At 62.9% G+C, this 15492-nt stretch carries 19 protein-coding genes; 10 read left to right on the forward strand and 9 right to left on the reverse strand.

From position 1 onward, the window contains the following. The first annotated feature begins 51 nt into the window (after nt 1-51). The gene (locus WFR25_RS07810) at nt 52-951 is read left to right on the forward strand and encodes a histone deacetylase family protein (RefSeq protein WP_336974766.1); all 900 of its coding nucleotides are present in this window, start codon (nt 52-54) and stop codon (nt 949-951) included. A gap of 11 nt (nt 952-962) precedes the next feature. On the opposite strand, the gene WFR25_RS07815 is transcribed toward WFR25_RS07810, so the two are convergent. From WFR25_RS07815 to WFR25_RS07835, 5 genes are all read right to left on the reverse strand, one after another. Beyond that, complete coding sequence (locus tag WFR25_RS07815; protein ID WP_336969940.1) at nt 963-1574, reverse strand: ATP-binding cassette domain-containing protein; 612 nt, start codon at nt 1572-1574, stop codon at nt 963-965. Continuing rightward, the gene (modB, locus tag WFR25_RS07820; RefSeq protein ID WP_336974769.1) at nt 1564-2265 is read right to left on the reverse strand and encodes a molybdate ABC transporter permease subunit; all 702 of its coding nucleotides are present in this window, start codon (nt 2263-2265) and stop codon (nt 1564-1566) included. The genes WFR25_RS07815 and modB overlap by 11 nt, the downstream gene beginning before the upstream one ends. A 2-nt stretch (nt 2266-2267) precedes the next feature. Then, nucleotides 2268-3047 carry a molybdate ABC transporter substrate-binding protein gene (modA, locus tag WFR25_RS07825; RefSeq protein WP_336969942.1) on the reverse strand — a complete coding sequence of 260 codons (780 nt, stop codon included), beginning with the start codon at nt 3045-3047 and terminating at the stop codon, nt 2268-2270. 122 nt (nt 3048-3169) lie between these two features. Continuing rightward, on the reverse strand, nt 3170-4345 hold the full coding sequence (locus tag WFR25_RS07830; protein ID WP_336969944.1) for a glycosyltransferase: 1176 nt from the start codon (nt 4343-4345) through the stop codon (nt 3170-3172). 46 nt (nt 4346-4391) lie between these two features. Further along, on the reverse strand, nt 4392-4955 hold the full coding sequence (locus WFR25_RS07835) for a helix-turn-helix domain-containing protein (protein ID WP_336969946.1): 564 nt from the start codon (nt 4953-4955) through the stop codon (nt 4392-4394). A 92-nt stretch (nt 4956-5047) separates the two neighbouring features. Between WFR25_RS07835 and WFR25_RS07840 the strand changes: the two genes are divergently transcribed. Further along, a complete protein-coding gene (locus WFR25_RS07840) occupies nt 5048-5515 on the forward strand; it encodes a DUF6456 domain-containing protein (protein WP_336969947.1) in 468 nt (155 codons plus the stop codon). A 4-nt stretch (nt 5516-5519) separates the two neighbouring features. Here WFR25_RS07840 and WFR25_RS07845 read toward each other — a convergent pair whose 3' ends face one another. Further along, nucleotides 5520-6053, reverse strand: a complete 534-nt coding sequence (locus WFR25_RS07845) for an NUDIX hydrolase (protein ID WP_336969948.1) — start codon at nt 6051-6053, stop codon at nt 5520-5522. Between the two features lie 111 nt (nt 6054-6164). On the opposite strand from WFR25_RS07845, the gene WFR25_RS07850 reads away from it, so the two are divergent. Beyond that, complete coding sequence (locus tag WFR25_RS07850; protein ID WP_336969950.1) at nt 6165-6953, forward strand: aminoglycoside phosphotransferase family protein; 789 nt, start codon at nt 6165-6167, stop codon at nt 6951-6953. On the opposite strand, the gene WFR25_RS07855 is transcribed toward WFR25_RS07850, so the two are convergent. From WFR25_RS07855 to WFR25_RS07865, 3 genes are read right to left on the reverse strand one after another with little or no spacing between them, the layout of a single operon-like run. After that, on the reverse strand, nt 6948-7631 hold the full coding sequence (locus WFR25_RS07855; protein ID WP_336969952.1) for a TPM domain-containing protein: 684 nt from the start codon (nt 7629-7631) through the stop codon (nt 6948-6950). The genes WFR25_RS07850 and WFR25_RS07855 overlap by 6 nt on opposite strands. Then, nucleotides 7631-8422 carry a TPM domain-containing protein gene (locus WFR25_RS07860; protein ID WP_336969953.1) on the reverse strand — a complete coding sequence of 264 codons (792 nt, stop codon included), beginning with the start codon at nt 8420-8422 and terminating at the stop codon, nt 7631-7633. Before WFR25_RS07860 ends, WFR25_RS07855 begins: the two co-directional genes overlap by 1 nt. Nucleotide 8423: 1 nt before the next feature. After that, a complete protein-coding gene (locus WFR25_RS07865) occupies nt 8424-8999 on the reverse strand; it encodes a LemA family protein (RefSeq protein WP_336974772.1) in 576 nt (191 codons plus the stop codon). Nucleotides 9000-9143: 144 nt separating this feature from the next. Between WFR25_RS07865 and mscL the strand changes: the two genes are divergently transcribed. The 7 genes from mscL (at nt 9144) to WFR25_RS07900 (ending at nt 15481) form a co-directional block, all read left to right on the forward strand. Continuing rightward, on the forward strand, nt 9144-9572 hold the full coding sequence (gene mscL / locus WFR25_RS07870; protein ID WP_336969955.1) for a large conductance mechanosensitive channel protein MscL: 429 nt from the start codon (nt 9144-9146) through the stop codon (nt 9570-9572). A 144-nt stretch (nt 9573-9716) separates the two neighbouring features. Beyond that, on the forward strand, nt 9717-9986 hold the full coding sequence (locus WFR25_RS07875; RefSeq protein WP_336969956.1) for a hypothetical protein: 270 nt from the start codon (nt 9717-9719) through the stop codon (nt 9984-9986). Between the two features lie 149 nt (nt 9987-10135). Beyond that, nucleotides 10136-12547: a chemotaxis protein CheA gene (locus tag WFR25_RS07880; protein ID WP_336969958.1), complete on the forward strand. Its 2412-nt coding sequence runs from the start codon at nt 10136-10138 to the stop codon at nt 12545-12547. Beyond that, the gene (locus WFR25_RS07885; protein ID WP_336969959.1) at nt 12544-12984 is read left to right on the forward strand and encodes a chemotaxis protein CheW; all 441 of its coding nucleotides are present in this window, start codon (nt 12544-12546) and stop codon (nt 12982-12984) included. Before WFR25_RS07880 ends, WFR25_RS07885 begins: the two co-directional genes overlap by 4 nt. An 86-nt stretch (nt 12985-13070) precedes the next feature. Then, on the forward strand, nt 13071-13436 hold the full coding sequence (locus tag WFR25_RS07890) for a response regulator (protein WP_336969961.1): 366 nt from the start codon (nt 13071-13073) through the stop codon (nt 13434-13436). Nucleotides 13437-13508: 72 nt separating this feature from the next. Further along, complete coding sequence (locus WFR25_RS07895; RefSeq protein WP_336969962.1) at nt 13509-14600, forward strand: chemotaxis protein CheB; 1092 nt, start codon at nt 13509-13511, stop codon at nt 14598-14600. After that, the gene (locus WFR25_RS07900) at nt 14600-15481 is read left to right on the forward strand and encodes a CheR family methyltransferase (protein ID WP_336969964.1); all 882 of its coding nucleotides are present in this window, start codon (nt 14600-14602) and stop codon (nt 15479-15481) included. Before WFR25_RS07895 ends, WFR25_RS07900 begins: the two co-directional genes overlap by 1 nt. The last annotated feature ends 11 nt before the right edge of the window (nt 15482-15492 follow it).

Genomic DNA, 15492 nt, shown 5'->3' on the forward strand with positions numbered 1-15492 from the left:
CAGATAGCGCAATATGGCGCAGGTTCAAATGCGGATAGTGTCACTTCCCCGATGTTTACCATATTCCATCATCCCGGCTATGTCGCGCCGCCGCCGCCGGGCAGTCCTCATGCCTTCGACAAATATGGGCTGGTCATGCAGGCACTAAGGGAAAGCGGCGCATCCTTCGCCCTTGAAGCGCCTGAGCCGATGCCGCGGCGATGGCTGGAGGCTGCTCATGATCCGGCTTATGTGGAAGAAGTGCTGTCCCTTGCCGTCCCACGCGACAAGGAGAGGCGGATTGGTTTTGCCGTGACGGATCGGGTCATGCGCCGGTCACTGCTCTCGCCCGGCGGTACATGGGGCGCGGCCAGGCGCGCGCTTATGGACGGTTATGCCGCGAACAGCGCGGGTGGCAGCCATCATGCGCTATACGACACGGGAGCGGGCTATTGCATCTTCAACGATCTCGCCATTGCCGCCCTGCGATTGCTGGGGGAGGGGGATGTGAGCCGCATCCTGATCCTCGACCTCGATGTGCATCAGGGCGACGGCACCGCGCAATTGATGGCTGGGCGAGAGGATGTGTTCACCCTTTCGATCCACGCCGAACGTAACTTCCCGGTGCGAAAGGCCGTCTCGTCGATGGACGTTGCCCTGCCAGATGGGACGGGGGACGACGCTTATCTCGCCGCGCTGGCTGAGGCTTTGCCGAGGGTGCTGGATGGCTTTGCGCCCGACCTCATCCTCTATCAGGCGGGTGTTGATCCCCACCATGACGATCGCCTTGGCCGTCTGGCGCTCTCCGACGAGGGGCTTGAGGCCCGCGACCGCATAGTGATGCGACAGGCGCGGGGAAGAGGCATTCCCCTCGCCAGCACATTGGGCGGTGGCTATGGCGAAGACCGTCTTGCCGTCGCCCGCCGTCACTGCGCCTCGATCCTTACCTTGATGGATGAAGCGACGCGCTGAACCCGCCGCTCTCAACTTTCCGGCATTTCCACGATCCGAGCCGCCAGTCGCTCCGCCTCCGCCCGATCATGGGTGACGTACAGGATGGGTAGCGACAGGCTGTCCCGCATCCGTTCCATCAGCCCTAATATCTCGTCCCGCCGTGTCCGGTCGAGCGCCGACAGTGGTTCGTCCATCAGCAGCAGTTTTGGTTCGCGCAACAACGCCCGCCCGATCGCCACCCGCTGCGCTTCGCCCCCCGACAGCGTCTGCGGCCAGCGGTCCAGCAGATGGTCGATCCCCAGGAACGCGGCCATCTCCGCGATTTTCGCGTCGGTCGCTCCCCCATAGCGCAGATTCGCCCGTACCCGCATATGCGGAAACAGGCGGACATCCTGAAACACATAACCGACCCCGCGATGGTGGGCCGGCACGTCCAGTTCTGCGGTGCTGTCGAACAATAGCGCCCCTTCGACCGCGATATAGCCCCTGTCGGGTTTCAGCAGTCCCGCGATCATGTTGAGAATGCTGGTCTTGCCCGCACCCGAAGGCCCGCATAGCGCTGTAATCCCCGGTCCCGCCTCAAACGCCAGGGCGATACGCTTTTCACCCAACTTGCGGGTCACATCGACCTCAAATGACATGGACGGGCCTCTTCGAGCCGGATCGCCGTGCGAGTAATTCGGATGCCACCAGTGCGCCCAGCGACAGTAGGATCGACAGGGTCGACAGCCGCGTCACGGCCTCTTCGCTGCCGGGCACCTGCAAGGCGGCATAGATGGCGATCGGCAGCGTCCGCGTCTCTCCCGGTATGTTGGAGACGAAGGTAATGGTCGCCCCGAACTCACCGATCGACCGGGCAAAGCCCAGCACAACGCCCGCCAGCACCCCGGGCAGCGACAAGGGGAAGGTAATGGTGGTAAAGGTTCGCCAGCGTCCCGCGCCCAATGTTATGGCGGCCGATTCCAATCGCCTGTCCACCGCCTCGATCGACAGGCGCATCGCCCGGATCATCAGCGGCATCGCCATGATTGCGGCCGCAATCGCCGCGCCGGTCCAGCGGAACATGACCGTGATGCCGAACCACTCATTCAGCCAACGCCCGATCGGCCCCTGTGTGCCAAAGGCCAGCAGCAGCAGCCATCCGGTCACGACCGGCGGCACCACCAGCGGTAAATGGACGAGCGCGTCTATCAGCAATTTGCCGGGAAAACGCCCGCGCGCCAGCGCATAGGCAATAGCGAAGGCGATCGGCAGCATTGCCCCTACCGCCACCAGGCTGACCTTCAGCGACAGGGACAAAATTTCCCAGTCATCGGGCGTCAGCGCGAACATACTCAACGGGCAACGAAGCCGAAACGGGCAAAGATGGCCTTGCCGCTTGCAGAGAGCAGGAAGCGGCGGAACTCTTCGGCCTCCGGGTTGGTGCTGCGCGCGAGCCGGGCGATCGGATAACGGATCGGCGGATGGCTTGCCGCCGGGAATGTCCCGACGACCATCACCTTGCTCGATGCCCGTGCGTCAGTCGCATAGACGATGCCCAGCGGCGCTTCGCCGCGTTCGACCAGCGCGAGCGCCGCGCGCACATTTTCCGCGCGTGCAACCTTATTGGCGACCGAGGGCCAGACGCCCAGCATGGTGAGCGCGGCCTTGCCATATTTGCCTGCGGGCACGCTGTCGGGATCAGCCATTGCCAGACGGGAAGAGCCGAGGCTGCGCGCCAGCGGCATGTTCTTGCCGATGCGGATCCGCATGGCGGAACCCTTGGGCGCGATCAGCACCAGCGCGTTGGCGACGAGGTCGGCCCGGCTACGCGGTGCGAGCAACCCGCGCCGCTGCACAGCATCCATCCATTCTTCGTCGGCGGAGATGAACAGATCGGCTGGGCCACCGGCTGCAATCTGCCGTGCCAATGCGGAGGAGGCGGCAAAGGACAATATTGGCCGGGGATGGCCAGCTATGACCCAGGAGTCGGCTGCGGCATTGAGGGATTCCTGCATGCTGGCGGCGGCGAGGACAAGGGGGGCGGTCCTGGAAGGGGCAGCCCATGCAAGCGTCACTTGGGCGCTGAGCAGGCATATGAGAACAAATATGCGAAGAATCGAAATGCGGAACATGGGTGATGTATCGCGATCGTGCTGTGGCTGGGCAATAATATGCGCTCGTATATAGTCCTCCGGTCGGTGTTTGACAGTGGATTATTGAGCCGTGAACGAGAGACTCTCTTCTTGTGAAACGCTCAGTCGGACTTGCCAGCGACCTTGATCAGATGCGCCAGCAGTATGTCGCCATTGGCGGTCCAGGTAAAGCGATTGACGGTTTCCCGCACTGCATCGCGCGCGGGAGGAACGGCCAAAATCGTGCGCACTGCGTCGGCAACGGCATCAGGCTCGCGCGCGACGATCGCGCCAGCTTCCGGTCGGTCCAGCAGTTCGCGGGCGCCGCCCACATCGCTGATGATGATGGGTGTGCCGCAGGCCAGCGCCTCGACCCAGGCATTGGCAAGCCCCTCGGATTCGGACACCAGCGCCATGATATCGGCGGTCGCGTAAAGTCGGGGCATCTTGTCATGAGGTACCGCGCCCAGAAAACCGACACGCTTTTGCACGCCTAGTTCGGTCGCCAGCGCCGCCAGCGCGTCATATTCTGGTCCTTGTCCGGCCAGCAATAAAGTCACGTCGGGCAGGGCGGGTAGCGCCCGGATCAGCAAATCCTGCCCTTTGCGTGGGATCAGGGCGCCGGTCGACAGGATGACCGGCCCGGCAAAGCCCAGCGCCGCTTTCGCTTCCGCGCGATCGGCGATGACGAAGCGGTCAAGGTCGACCCCGGTATAATGGACGTCGATCTTGTCCTCATCCATGCCCATGCCGATCATCGACCGGCGCATCGCAGCAGACACGGCCAGCAGCCCTGCCGCGCCTTCGCCTGCTTTCAGTACGGAGGCGCGGGTGTCGGCGCGCTTGCCCCAATAATGGATGTCTGCACCGCGCGCCTTGATGGAATAGGGAACACCGATGGCTTTGGAGATGCGCTGTGCAACCGGACCGTCGGGATAGAAGAAACTGGCATCGATCACATCGAAGGCGCGTTCGCCGTGCAGACGGCGCACCAGCGGCAGGATCGCGCGGGTCATCGCTCCGACATTCAGCCGTCCGCCGACCTTGGGAATGACGGTGAAGCGCGGGCGGTGGACGATCAGGTCCTTCCAGCGTTCATGATGGGGCAAAGCGGCGAGTGCGTCATAGGGGGGGGTGTTGGACAATGGCCAGGGCGGGATGCCGACGGGCGCAACCACCGTGACATGCGCCTCTGGCCGACTGGCCAGTTCGCGAGCCTGTCGTTCGACGAATACGCCGAAGTTCGGACGACTCATGTCCGGGAACAGCGTGGAAATCATGAGAACTTTAAGCGCCATCAGGCCTGTCTATAACGCTATCCTTAACGCAGCGTTATAGCTGATGTTACAACGTGCGGATGAGTTGTACCGCCACAGCGGCCCATGGCGGATCGGTGATCACCTGCTGGCGGGCGCTCGTGCCCAACGGCAGCATCAACAGTCCTCCCTCTTCCCGACCGGTCAGTCGCCCGAACAGGAAGCGTCCGGCGGGGCAGGGCAACAGCAGATCACGGTTGAGCGCGGTGCCAAAATCCTTCGGCGCGATCCGGCGACACCATATTGCATCACCGCTGCGATAGTCGCCGATGCTGCCTGTTACCATCAGGCCGACCATCCCTGCCGCGGTCATCGGCGGCGTCAGGGTCAGCGGACGGGTTGGCGCGCGGGCGCCGTCCGGGCCGATCAGGGCGGCAACCGGCAGTATTTCCTGCCCCGGCAAGTCGATGAGGTCGGCGCTGGATACACCAAGCGCCGCAGCGATGCGGTTGAGCCAATTGACTGATACGGTGCGCGTCCCGGTTTCCAGCCGACCGATGGTCTGGGCCGTGGTCGGCGGCATGCAGAGCGCGCCCACCTGTTCCAGCGTCAGGCCCTTTGCCCGGCGCACATCGCGAATACGGGTTATCATGACCTGTCCTGTATAACCTATCTGGTTTCTTACCTGTCCTACAGTTTCGCCATGATGGCAAGTATGTTGCCATCACTACGAGGAAACCGACCATGACTAGCAACGCGCATTATGTAGAGCAGCACATCGAGGATCCGTGCGGAGAGAGCCGTTCGGTCCTGGTCAATCTGGGCGAATCGCCGCTCGCCTGGCTTCATGCGCGCGGCAAGCTCAGCCAGCGGCGCTATGTCGCGGGCGATTTGCTTCGCCGGGATTGGGAGAAGGCAGGGCTGGGCGCGCGCGTGACCATGCGCTGGGAAGCGAGTCCGCCGGGTAGCGGTGCCCGTGGTAACCGGTCCGCCCCGGACCCGACGATCGCACAACTGTCGGCGCGCGAGCGGTTTGACGGCGCGCTCCGGGCGGCCGGGCCGGGGCTTGCCGATATCTTGTGGCGGGTCGCTTGCGCGGGGGAAGGGCTGGTCGCGGCCGAAAAGGCGCTGGGCTGGCCGACCCGCGCGGGCAAGCTGGTACTGTGCCTGGCGCTCGACCGGGTGGCGGACTGGTATCGCGTGCCGGGCTAGCTTCTCAGCCCAGCATCTGCGCGCCCAGCAACAGCAGCAGTTTCACGTCGATCGCATAGCCTTGCTCGCGCCATGTCGCGACCTGTGCCGACAGGCTGGCGATGGAGACACGGTGGACGATGATATCCTCGCTGTCGACGCCGCCGCCATTCCCGACCTTTTCCAGATCATGGGCGGAAAAGAGCGTGAAGCTTTCCGACACCATGCCCGGCGAGCTGAAGAAATTGCCCTTATTCTCGATCCGCCCTGGGCGATAGCCGGTTTCCTCTTCCAACTCGCGTGCGGCGGCGACGGCAGCATCCTCGCCTTCCTCGTCGTCGCCCACCAGCCCTGCGGGCAGTTCGATGCAGCGTTTACCCAGCGGCACGCGATACTGGTCGACCAGAAGCACATGGCCGTCATCCACCGCCAGGATCACGGCAGCATGGATGCCCCGCGCCCGCCCGACATATTCCCACCGCCCGCGTCGCTTGGCGGTGATGAATCGTCCTTCCCACATTGTCTCTTCGGGAAGCGCGCCTTCTTCTTCGTGCGTCATAAGTCTTTTAACCTGCCGGGATGGTCATGGATGGATGCCGGGCCACTTGTAATCGATCCTCTGCTGGGGGAAAGGTCCGGCGTGTCCGAAAAAAAACAGGAAAATAGGCGCTTGATCGCCAGCGGCGCCAGTTCGCGCATCTTCGACCTTGGCGATGGGCGCATCCTGAAGCTGTTTCGGGAGAGCGTGTCCGATGAGATGATCGAGCGCGAAGTGGAGGTGACGGCGTTCGCCCATGCGCAGGGACTGCCCGTTCCCCGGCCGCTGGATCGCCGTATCACCGATGGGGAGCGAGGGATCGTCTATCCGCTGCTGGATGGCAGAACGCTGCTCTCTGCGCTGCGGACGCAATGGGCGAAGGGGCAGGCGCTTCTGCAGGACATGGCTGCATTGCATGGCGGTATCCATGATCAGAATGCGGCGGGAGATTTTCGGTCGGTCAGGCAGGTGCTGGACACCGATATTCATTACGGGCCAGCCAGCGAGGAGGCGAAGCAGGCGGTTATCGCCCATCTCGACACGCTGCCCGACGGTGAATGGCTGCTCCATGGCGACTATCATATCGGCAACATCATGCTCACGGCGGATGGTATGCGCGTGATCGATTGGGCAAAGGGAGCGCGGGGTATGCCCGCCGCCGATGTCGTGCGGACTGAAATGCTGATACGCTTCGGCATAGGGCCTAGCGATATGCTGACGAACCTTTGGCGTGACTGGGCCGCGCGTTTCTATGTTGGTCGTTATCTCGCGCGCACTGGCATGACCGAGGCTGAACTCACCGCCTGGCGGCCTGTGGTCGCGACCGCGTGGCTGCGGGCGCGCCTGCCGGTTCGCGACCGCGCCTTCCGCCGCTACCTCAATCAGTCATTGCGGGCTTGCAACCTGCCGCCAGCCTCATAATTCGATCAGCCGGTCGGGCAGTTCGTTGACATCGTCCTCGCTGCGCGGGAAATGCGCGGTGAGGATCGCGCCGACCTGCGTGACTGCATCGACCATGCCCTGCGCGGCTTGATCCGCCTTTACCCCCGCGATCAGCGCGGCCATCGCCTCGCCCCAGACTGCGGGTGCCACCCGGTCGTTGATAGACGCATCGGCGACGATCTCCGCGCGATGCTCGTCGAGTGACAAATAGAGCATCACTCCGGTTTTCGCTCGCGTCCGGCCCTGCGCAACCGCGCGGAACAGGGCGACGGCCCTGCGTCGTACCCGACGGGCCTTGGTCGCACGGGGCGTCAGCGCCATGCGGAGCGGAATCCACGCGAGCGCATAGCGAACGATAAGGAATTTGAGGATCAACAGGCCCAGCAACAAGGTCAGGAATATCCAATCCTCGATCACATGATCCCATTCACCGATCAGCCGCGCGATCAGGGTGCGGGCGATGTGCGGAAAGGCCGCCACGATCGACAATGCCAGAAAGACCACGCCGATCGCCCATTGCAGGCCAACATCATGATAGGCGTCGCTATTCTGCGCGACGATGGTCACGATCTCGCCGTCGCTCTCCCGTTCGGCGGCCCCGACCGCCGCCGTGATTCGGTCATGATCGGCCTGCGTGAAATAAAGACGCTGCACCATCACCAGTCCCCCGACGCGCCGCCGCCGCCGAAGCTGCCGCCCCCGCCTGAAAAGCCGCCACCGCCGCTCCAGCCGCCGCCTCCACCGCTCCCCCAGCCCGATCCGCCGCCGGAACCGAAATCGCCCGGTCCCCAAAGGATCACCGGCGGGCCACCAACGCCGCGATAACGGCGTCCCTTGCCGCCACCCCGCAACATGGACAGGATGATGAATGCGATGACGATCATCCAGAAAACCAGCATGAAACCACTGCCGCCGCTGGACTGTTTGCGCACGTCTTTCTCTGCCGCCGCCGCCAGCGCCTTGGCTTCCTCTGGCGGGAGGGTCATCAGCGTGCCGATCTCGTTCACGCCCGCCGCGATCCCGCCGGGATAGTCGCCCGCCTTGAAACGCGGCGTGATGGCGGTGCGTATGATGCGGGAGGAGAGGGCATCGGTCAGGATACCCTCCATCCCATACCCAACCTCGATCCGCAGCTTGCGGTCATTGGGCGCGACGATCAGCAGCGCACCGTCATTCTTCTCCTTGTCGCCAATCCCCCAGGCGCGGCCAAGCCGATAGCCATAGTCGGCAATATCATAGCCCTGAAGATCGGGGATCGTCGCGACCACCAACTGCCGCCCGCTCTGCTTTTCCAATGCAGCGAGCCTGTTGGTCAGCGCCGTTTCCTGGGCAGGGTCGAGCAGGTTGGCGCCGTCGACCACCTGGCTGGTGAGCTCGGGGAAAGTCTGTGCCTGTGCCGCTGGCGCAAGCGCCAGCAGCATCAGGGCAAGCAGAAGGCGTTTCAGCACATTAAGTACCGAAATCGACCTTGGGCGCTTCCTCGGCGCCGGGCGTGGTCGCCTGATAAGGGGTCATGGCCTTGGCGCCGTGGATGATCTTCGCGCCGATCGCGTCGGGGAAGGTGCGGATACGCGTGTTATAGGCGCGTACCGCTTCATTATAGTCGCGAATCGATACGGCGATGCGGTTCTCGGTTCCTTCCAGTTGCGATTGCAGCTCCAGGAAATTCTGGTTGGACTTGAGTTCGGGATAGGCCTCGACCGACGCGAGCAGGCGGCCCAGCCCCTGCGACAAGGCGGCCTGAGCCTGCTGGAACTGCGCGACCTTCGCCGGGTCGGAGAGATCATCGGCGCTGACCTGTACCGATGTGGCCTTTGCGCGGGCCTCGGTCACGCGGACCAGAGTGTCCTGTTCCTGCTTCGCTGCGCCCTTCACGGTCGCGACCAGATTGCCGATCAGGTTCGAGCGGCGCTGATATTGCGCCTGGACGTCGGCCCATTTGGCCTTCGCCTCTTCCTCCGCAGTGGGAACGCTGTTGATGCCGCAGGCAGTGAGCGTACCGACGGCAAAGAGCGTCGAAAGCATCAGGGCAAAGCGGCGCAGGGTGGCACGGGACAGCATCGGCAAGTCTCCAGCAGAGGAAATCACGCATGAAATAGGCGGTTGCCGATCCCGCTGCAACAGGACATGAGTATATACTGTTAATCATCGATGAGGGGACCGACTGTCATGGGCATCATCAACGAGTTCAAGGCGTTTATCGCGCGGGGTAATGTGTTCGACCTTGCCGTCGGCGTCATCATCGGTGGTGCGTTCGCCACAATCACCAAGTCGCTGACCGATGACCTCATTATGCCGGTCGTTGGCTTTTTGTTCGGCGGGGCGGACTTTTCCGGCTACTTCCTGCGGTTGGGTGATATCCCCGCAGGCTTCAAGGGTAATCCGGCCAGCTATGCCGACCTGAAGGGTGCAGGCGTCGCCATGCTGGGCTGGGGTGAGTTTCTGACCGTGCTGGTCAATTTTATCATCCTTGCCTTCATTATCTTCCTGATGGTCAAGCTGGTGAATCGTATCCTGGTCAAGCAGGAGGAGGAAGCGGCGCCGACCCCGGAAGAGGTCACGCTGCTTCGTGAAATCCGCGACTCACTTAAAAAATAAGCAACGAATGCGACGAGTTGTGGCTGCAATGGGAACCATTGCGGGCGCGACCAGTTGATGGGCGTCAGGGTCCCGGCCAGCCGATGGGGGGTCGGCCCTGTGCCGAAAATGTCTGCCCCTGGGGGCAAAACAGGAGAAAACGCCGTGAAGAAATTCATCACTGTTCTTGGGCTTGTCAGCCTCGTCGCGCTCGCGGCATGCGATTCCGCGCAGGAGAATAAGGTCGAGAATGCTTATGAGAATCAGGCGGATGCCCTGGATAACCAGGCCGACAATATGGAAGCTGCGGCCGATAACCTGACCGGCAGCGCCGAGAATGCGGCTGAAAATGCTGCCGACGTGCTGGAAAATAAGGCAGATGCCACCCGCGAAGCGGGCGAAAAGGCGGGCGATGCCGTCGAGAACAAGATGTAAGAACCGGTCCTACCCGACCATCTTTGCAGAGGGGTCTTGCGGCAGTGTCGCAAGGCCCCTTTTACGTATGGCGCTCCCCGGCTTTTAACGCCGCCTTAACCACGCTCCGCCAATGTGCCGTTGCGCGCAGACAAGTGGACCCGTTGGGCATGGACGAACTACTCCAGGAATTCATCTCCGAAACACAGGAGACGCTTGAGGCGCTCGCCGGCGAGGTTATCGCCTGGGAGGCTGATCCCACCGATCGTCATCGGCTGGATGCCATATTCCGCTTCTTCCATACGGTGAAGGGTAGCTGCGGTTTTCTCAGCCTGCCGCGATTCGAACGGTTGAGCCACGCAGCGGAAGATGTGCTTGCGGAGATACGCGCGGGCAATCGTATGCCGGACCCCATGACGGTCAGCGCAGTTCTGTCGGTCATGGACCGGATAGGCGAACTGGCCGAGGCTGTCGCGCTGGGCACCGCGCTGCCAAACGAGAATGACGACTTCCTGATCAACGCTCTTGTAGAGCCGTCGGCGGTCGTAGATGGCGGCCCTGCTTGTCCGATAGTCGCCGGCGTCGACCCGGTCCAGCCTGTCACAGCTCGCAGCACGCCGGGGCAGGCCGCTCCGCGCACCATACGTTTGCCGCTGTCCCTGATCGACCAACTGATGAACGGTGTGTCCGACATGGTGTTGGCGCGTAATGAACTGTCGCGCAAATTGCGCGATCGGTCCGCTGATCCCGAACTGGATAGCACGTTTGAACGCCTGTCCACCTGTGTCGCCGATATGCGCGACATCATTTCCAAGACACGTATGCAGCGCGTCGACCGGCTGTTTGCCGCAATCCCGCGCATGGTGCGCGATCTGGGCCGCGACCTTGGCAAGCGCATCGACCTGAGTGTCGAAGGCGGCGATGTCGAAATGGACCGCGAGATGGTCGAGATGGTCGTCGATCCACTGACCCATATTGTTCGCAACAGCATCGATCACGGGATCGAGACGCCGGAGAAACGCCGCGCCGTCGGCAAGCCCGAGGCCGGGCAATTGCGGTTGATCGCGCGCCAGTCGGGCAATCAGATTGTTATCGAGGTCAGCGACGACGGCGCCGGGATCGACACTGGGCGGCTGGTCGACAAGGCGATCGGCAATGGTCGCCTGACGCCCGAGGCTGCCGCTCGCATGAGTGAGCAGGACATGCTGGACCTCATCTTCCAGGCGGGGCTGACAACGGCGGAAAAAGTCACGGCGGTATCGGGCCGGGGCGTGGGCATGGATGTCGTGCGCGCCAATGTGGAACGGATCGGCGGCGTCATCGCGCTGGACAATCATCCGGGGCAGGGGCTGTGCATCACCCTGCGCGTGCCCCTGACCCTCACCATCATCCCCGGCCTGATCGTCAAGGCGGGCGGGCTGCATTTCGCCATTCCCCGCGCGGCGGTGGTGGAGATATTGCACGACAATAATGAAACGATGGCGATCCATCCGGTCGGGGGCGCACTGATCGCGACCATTCGCGGCGTGCGCCATTCGATGATCGACCTGGAGGACGTGCTGTCGCTGGAGAAGCCCGCCCAGATCGGCCCGCGTGTCGTGATGGTGGTGCGATCTGCCAACGGTGTGCCCTTTGCCATGGGCGTGAGCGCGGTGGAGAATCATGAGGAACTGGTTATACGTCCCGCTTCGCCGCTGGTGATGGCGTCGGGTGTCTATGCGGGCATGACACTGCCGGACAATGGCAAGCCGATGCTGCTGCTGGACGCAGGCGGCCTCGCCAATGCTGCGCGGCTGCCCAATATCATCGACGATCAGGCGGCTCGTCAGGAAGAGGCTCGTGTCGATGCGCAAGCCAGTGTGGAGATGATCGCGGCCCTCCGCTTCGAGGAAATGTCGGGCGAACGCCGCCTGCTCAAACTATCGCTGATCGAACGGGTCGAGGATCTGCGCGCCGATATGTTCGGGCGGTCGGGTGGTCAGGCGTTCGTGCGCCTGGGTGATCGCCTGCTGCCGGTAGCCAATGGACTGCACCAATTTGATCATGAGGCTGTCACGGCGCTGCGCGTGCGGGATGGCGAGCGGGAGGCCTGCTATCCGGTCGCCACTGTTCTCGACATCATCCAGATGCCCGTCGTCCCGGACATGGTGGCTATGAGTGGCCTGCTAAGTGGTGTCGCCGTTATCGACGGTGAACATCTGGAGGTCATCAACCCCTTTGCCTTATTTGCGGCGCTGCCCGTTGAACCACTCGTCGATCGCTCGAACGGTCGCTGCCTGCTGGCGGATGCCGACGACGGCTGGATGCGTGAGATATTGGCGCCTTTACTGCGTCAGGCCGGGCATGAAGTGGTGATCGGCCTGCCTGTCGAGGGCAGCGTGGGCGCGGACGACATCATATTGTGCGGATCGGCCAGCGCCGCGCAGGCCGCGGACCTTGTCGGCTGCCCTGTGGTCGAACTGCGCGCCAGCCCGCGTGCGGCGGGTCCGAAGGACGGCAGTATCTATCGCTATGACCAGGACGCGCTGATGGCGGCCATCGCCGGGGCGCGAACCAAGCATGCAGGAGGAAGCCGCGCATGAGCCAGCTCTATCTCTTCGCCACGCTCGCGGGCACGCGCATCGCCGTCGAAACGCAAGAGGTCGAGGCAGTGGTGAGACTGACCGAAATCTCGCCGGTGCCCGGAATGGGCGCGCATATTGCGGGCCTGTCCGCCTTGCGTAGCCGGGTGCTGACGATCATCGACGCTGCCGCCCTGATTCGCGGCGCATCGACGCCTTCGGAGGCGCGCGGCCTTGCCATCATCGCCAATATCAGCGGCCACAGCTATGGCATCATGGTCGATGGCGTCACTGACATCTGTACGGTGCCGGACGGCGCCTTGCCGGTGCGTGGGCGGATCGATCCCGCCTGGGCACCTTTTGCGCGCGGGATCGTGGAAAGCGACGAGGGGCCGTGCCTGCTGGTTGCGCTGGCAGGGTTCATCGACGCGGGCGCAACGCAGGCCATCGCAGCATGACCTCGACTAATCCCACTGTTTACCAATCGCTCAACTTTGACCGCTAGGGCTAGGCTTACAAAAGCCAAAAATCCAAGGGACGCTTCATGAAAAACTGTCTGGTCGTCGATGATTCCAAGGTCATTCGCAAAGTAGCACGCCATATATTGGAATCGCTGGACATCACCGTGACCGAAGCGGTCGACGGACAGGATGCCCTGACCCAGTGCCAGGCATCGGTCCCCGATGTGGTGCTGCTCGATTGGAACATGCCGGTGATGAGCGGGATGGAGTTTCTTCAGGCGCTGTCGTCGGCCAAGCTAACGGCGCGGCCCAAAGTTATCTTTTGCACCACCGAAAACGGCATCGGCCATATCAAGGCGGCCGTGGAGGCAGGGGCCGACGAATATGTGATGAAGCCTTTCGATCGCGAAACGCTGGAGACAAAGCTCGCTATTGTCGGGGTGATCTGACCGGCAAGAGTTCCGCCACGCTGGATTCCGCCACACGCCGTCTTCTACCTTTCATCCGCAAGGGTCCGTCCCATGACCGCCACCTCGCCGATCCCGGCCATCAGCAACAGGCAAGCTCAGGCGATCCGCACGCTGATCGTCGATGATTCGGTCGTGGTGCGGACGGTGATTGAGCGCATCCTGAACGAGCATCCCGCCTTCCTAGTCGCGCAAAAGACCAACATGGCCGAACATGCGCTGCGCTATCTGGCGGAAAACAGCGTCGACCTGATCCTGCTGGATATCGAACTGCCGGGACAGAGCGGCCTGGCGGCTTTGCCCGCGATCCTGCGCGCCAGTCCGCAGGCGAAAGTGCTGATTCTCTCAGGCAATTGCGAAGAGGGCAGCGCCGAGGCGATCGAGGCGCTGGCGCTCGGCGCCAGCGACATATTGTCCAAGCCCGGCAGCGGCAGCTTCGGCGAAAGTTTCCCGCCCGCGCTGATTGAGCGGGTGTCGCGCCTGTTCGGTCGTCACGAACCACTGTCCGCACCCGCCGCCACACGCCTGGTCGCACCGCCCGTTGCCCCCGCGCATGGACCGGCGCCGCTCGGCTGTCTTGGCATCGGCGCCTCGACCGGCGGCATTCATGCGCTGGGCCAGTTGTTCGCCGGCCTTTGCGCGCCATTGGCTGTGCCCATATTGGTGACGCAGCATCTGCCGCTCAGCTTCACCGGCTATTTCGCCCAGCAACTGGGGCGCATGACCAGGTTGCGCGTCAAGGTTGCTGAAAATGGCGAGATGTTGGCGCCTGACGTCATCTATATCGCGCCGGGAGATGCCAATCTGCTCTGCCGACGCGGTCTGCATGGGCGCGTTATCGTCTCGCTCGATCCGCAACGCACATCGACCGGCAATCTGCCGGGCGTCGACCCCATGTTTGCTTCGATGGCACAGGCCTATGGGCCTGGTGCGGCAGGTATCGTCCTGACCGGCATGGGCCGTGACGGAACGCAGGGCGCCCATGCGATCGTGGCGGCTGGCGGCTGGATCGTGGCGCAGGATGAAGCCAGCAGTGTCGTGTGGGGTATGCCCGGCTCGATCGCCGAGGCTGGCCTGAGTTGCGGGGTGATGGCGCCTGGCGCGATCATGCCTTTCATCGCGCAGCGCGCAAGGGGACTTATTTAATGCCGATTCTACCCCCGCCATCGCATCGTCCGGTCGCCGGGGCTACGCGCATTCTCTCTACATTGCTGGAAACGCGCACGGGCCAATTGCTGTCGGAAAGCAGGATGTGGCGCATGGAAACGGTCCTGAAGCCGATCATGCGGACCCATGGGTTGCCCGACCTGGATGCCCTGGCCGGACGCCTTGTCTCGGCAAAGGACGCACGTCTGGAAGAGGATGTCGTGAATGCGCTGCTCAACAACGAGAGCAGCTTCTTCCGCGACCTTCAGATCTACGACATGCTCTATCGCGACATCCTGCCGCATATCCACGAGCAGAAGGCCGACCGGACCCTTCGTATCTGGAGCGCAGGCTGTTCGACGGGCCAAGAGGCCTATTCGATCGCCATGCAGATCCGCAAGAATGACGATCGCTGGCGTGGCTGGCGGGTCGAAATACTGGCAAGCGACATTTCGACCGATGCGATCGCCCGTGCCAAATCGGGGGTCTTCTCGCAGATCGACGTACAGCGTGGGCTTGCCATTGGCGATCTGCTCAAATGGTTTGAACCAGCGGGCGACGACTGGAAGGCCAGCGACGAATTGCGCCGCATGATCGACTTCCGCACCGACAATCTGTTTGATCCGCGCGCGCCGATCGGCGCATATGACCTCATCCTGTGCCGCAATGTCCTGCTCTACTTTACCGCAGAGCGCCGGCGTCGCGTGTTCGACCTTCTCGCCCGCCATGGCCATGATCAGTCGGTACTGGTGCTGGGGGCTGGTGAAACCGTTATCGGCCAGAGCGACGATTTCATGTCCCATCCGCAATTTCGCGGCGTCTATGCGCATCGCCCCGCGTCATCGACGGGTATTGGCACAGCGATCCGTCGCGCCGGCTGATTTCGCACTGG

The sequence above is a fragment of the Sphingobium aromaticiconvertens genome (genome assembly GCF_037154075.1).
Lineage (GTDB): Bacteria > Pseudomonadota > Alphaproteobacteria > Sphingomonadales > Sphingomonadaceae > Sphingobium > Sphingobium aromaticiconvertens.

Bases quoted from the DNA above. Each gene is read 5' to 3' on its own strand.
- WFR25_RS07810 (WP_336974766.1), top strand. From the start codon at position 52: ATGTTTACCATATTCCATCATCCCGGCTATGTCGCGCCGCCGCCGCCG.
- WFR25_RS07815 (WP_336969940.1), bottom strand. From the start codon at position 1,574: ATGTCATTTGAGGTCGATGTGACCCGCAAGTTGGGTGAAAAGCGTATC.
- modB (WP_336974769.1), bottom strand. From the start codon at position 2,265: ATGTTCGCGCTGACGCCCGATGACTGGGAAATTTTGTCCCTGTCGCTG.
- modA (WP_336969942.1), bottom strand. From the start codon at position 3,047: ATGTTCCGCATTTCGATTCTTCGCATATTTGTTCTCATATGCCTGCTC.
- WFR25_RS07830 (WP_336969944.1), bottom strand. From the start codon at position 4,345: ATGGCGCTTAAAGTTCTCATGATTTCCACGCTGTTCCCGGACATGAGT.
- WFR25_RS07835 (WP_336969946.1), bottom strand. From the start codon at position 4,955: ATGATAACCCGTATTCGCGATGTGCGCCGGGCAAAGGGCCTGACGCTG.
- WFR25_RS07840 (WP_336969947.1), top strand. From the start codon at position 5,048: ATGACTAGCAACGCGCATTATGTAGAGCAGCACATCGAGGATCCGTGC.
- WFR25_RS07845 (WP_336969948.1), bottom strand. From the start codon at position 6,053: ATGACGCACGAAGAAGAAGGCGCGCTTCCCGAAGAGACAATGTGGGAA.
- WFR25_RS07855 (WP_336969952.1), bottom strand. From the start codon at position 7,631: ATGGTGCAGCGTCTTTATTTCACGCAGGCCGATCATGACCGAATCACG.
- WFR25_RS07865 (WP_336974772.1), bottom strand. From the start codon at position 8,999: ATGCTTTCGACGCTCTTTGCCGTCGGTACGCTCACTGCCTGCGGCATC.
- mscL (WP_336969955.1), top strand. From the start codon at position 9,144: ATGGGCATCATCAACGAGTTCAAGGCGTTTATCGCGCGGGGTAATGTG.
- WFR25_RS07880 (WP_336969958.1), top strand. From the start codon at position 10,136: ATGGACGAACTACTCCAGGAATTCATCTCCGAAACACAGGAGACGCTT.
- WFR25_RS07885 (WP_336969959.1), top strand. From the start codon at position 12,544: ATGAGCCAGCTCTATCTCTTCGCCACGCTCGCGGGCACGCGCATCGCC.
- WFR25_RS07890 (WP_336969961.1), top strand. From the start codon at position 13,071: ATGAAAAACTGTCTGGTCGTCGATGATTCCAAGGTCATTCGCAAAGTA.
- WFR25_RS07895 (WP_336969962.1), top strand. From the start codon at position 13,509: ATGACCGCCACCTCGCCGATCCCGGCCATCAGCAACAGGCAAGCTCAG.
- WFR25_RS07900 (WP_336969964.1), top strand. From the start codon at position 14,600: ATGCCGATTCTACCCCCGCCATCGCATCGTCCGGTCGCCGGGGCTACG.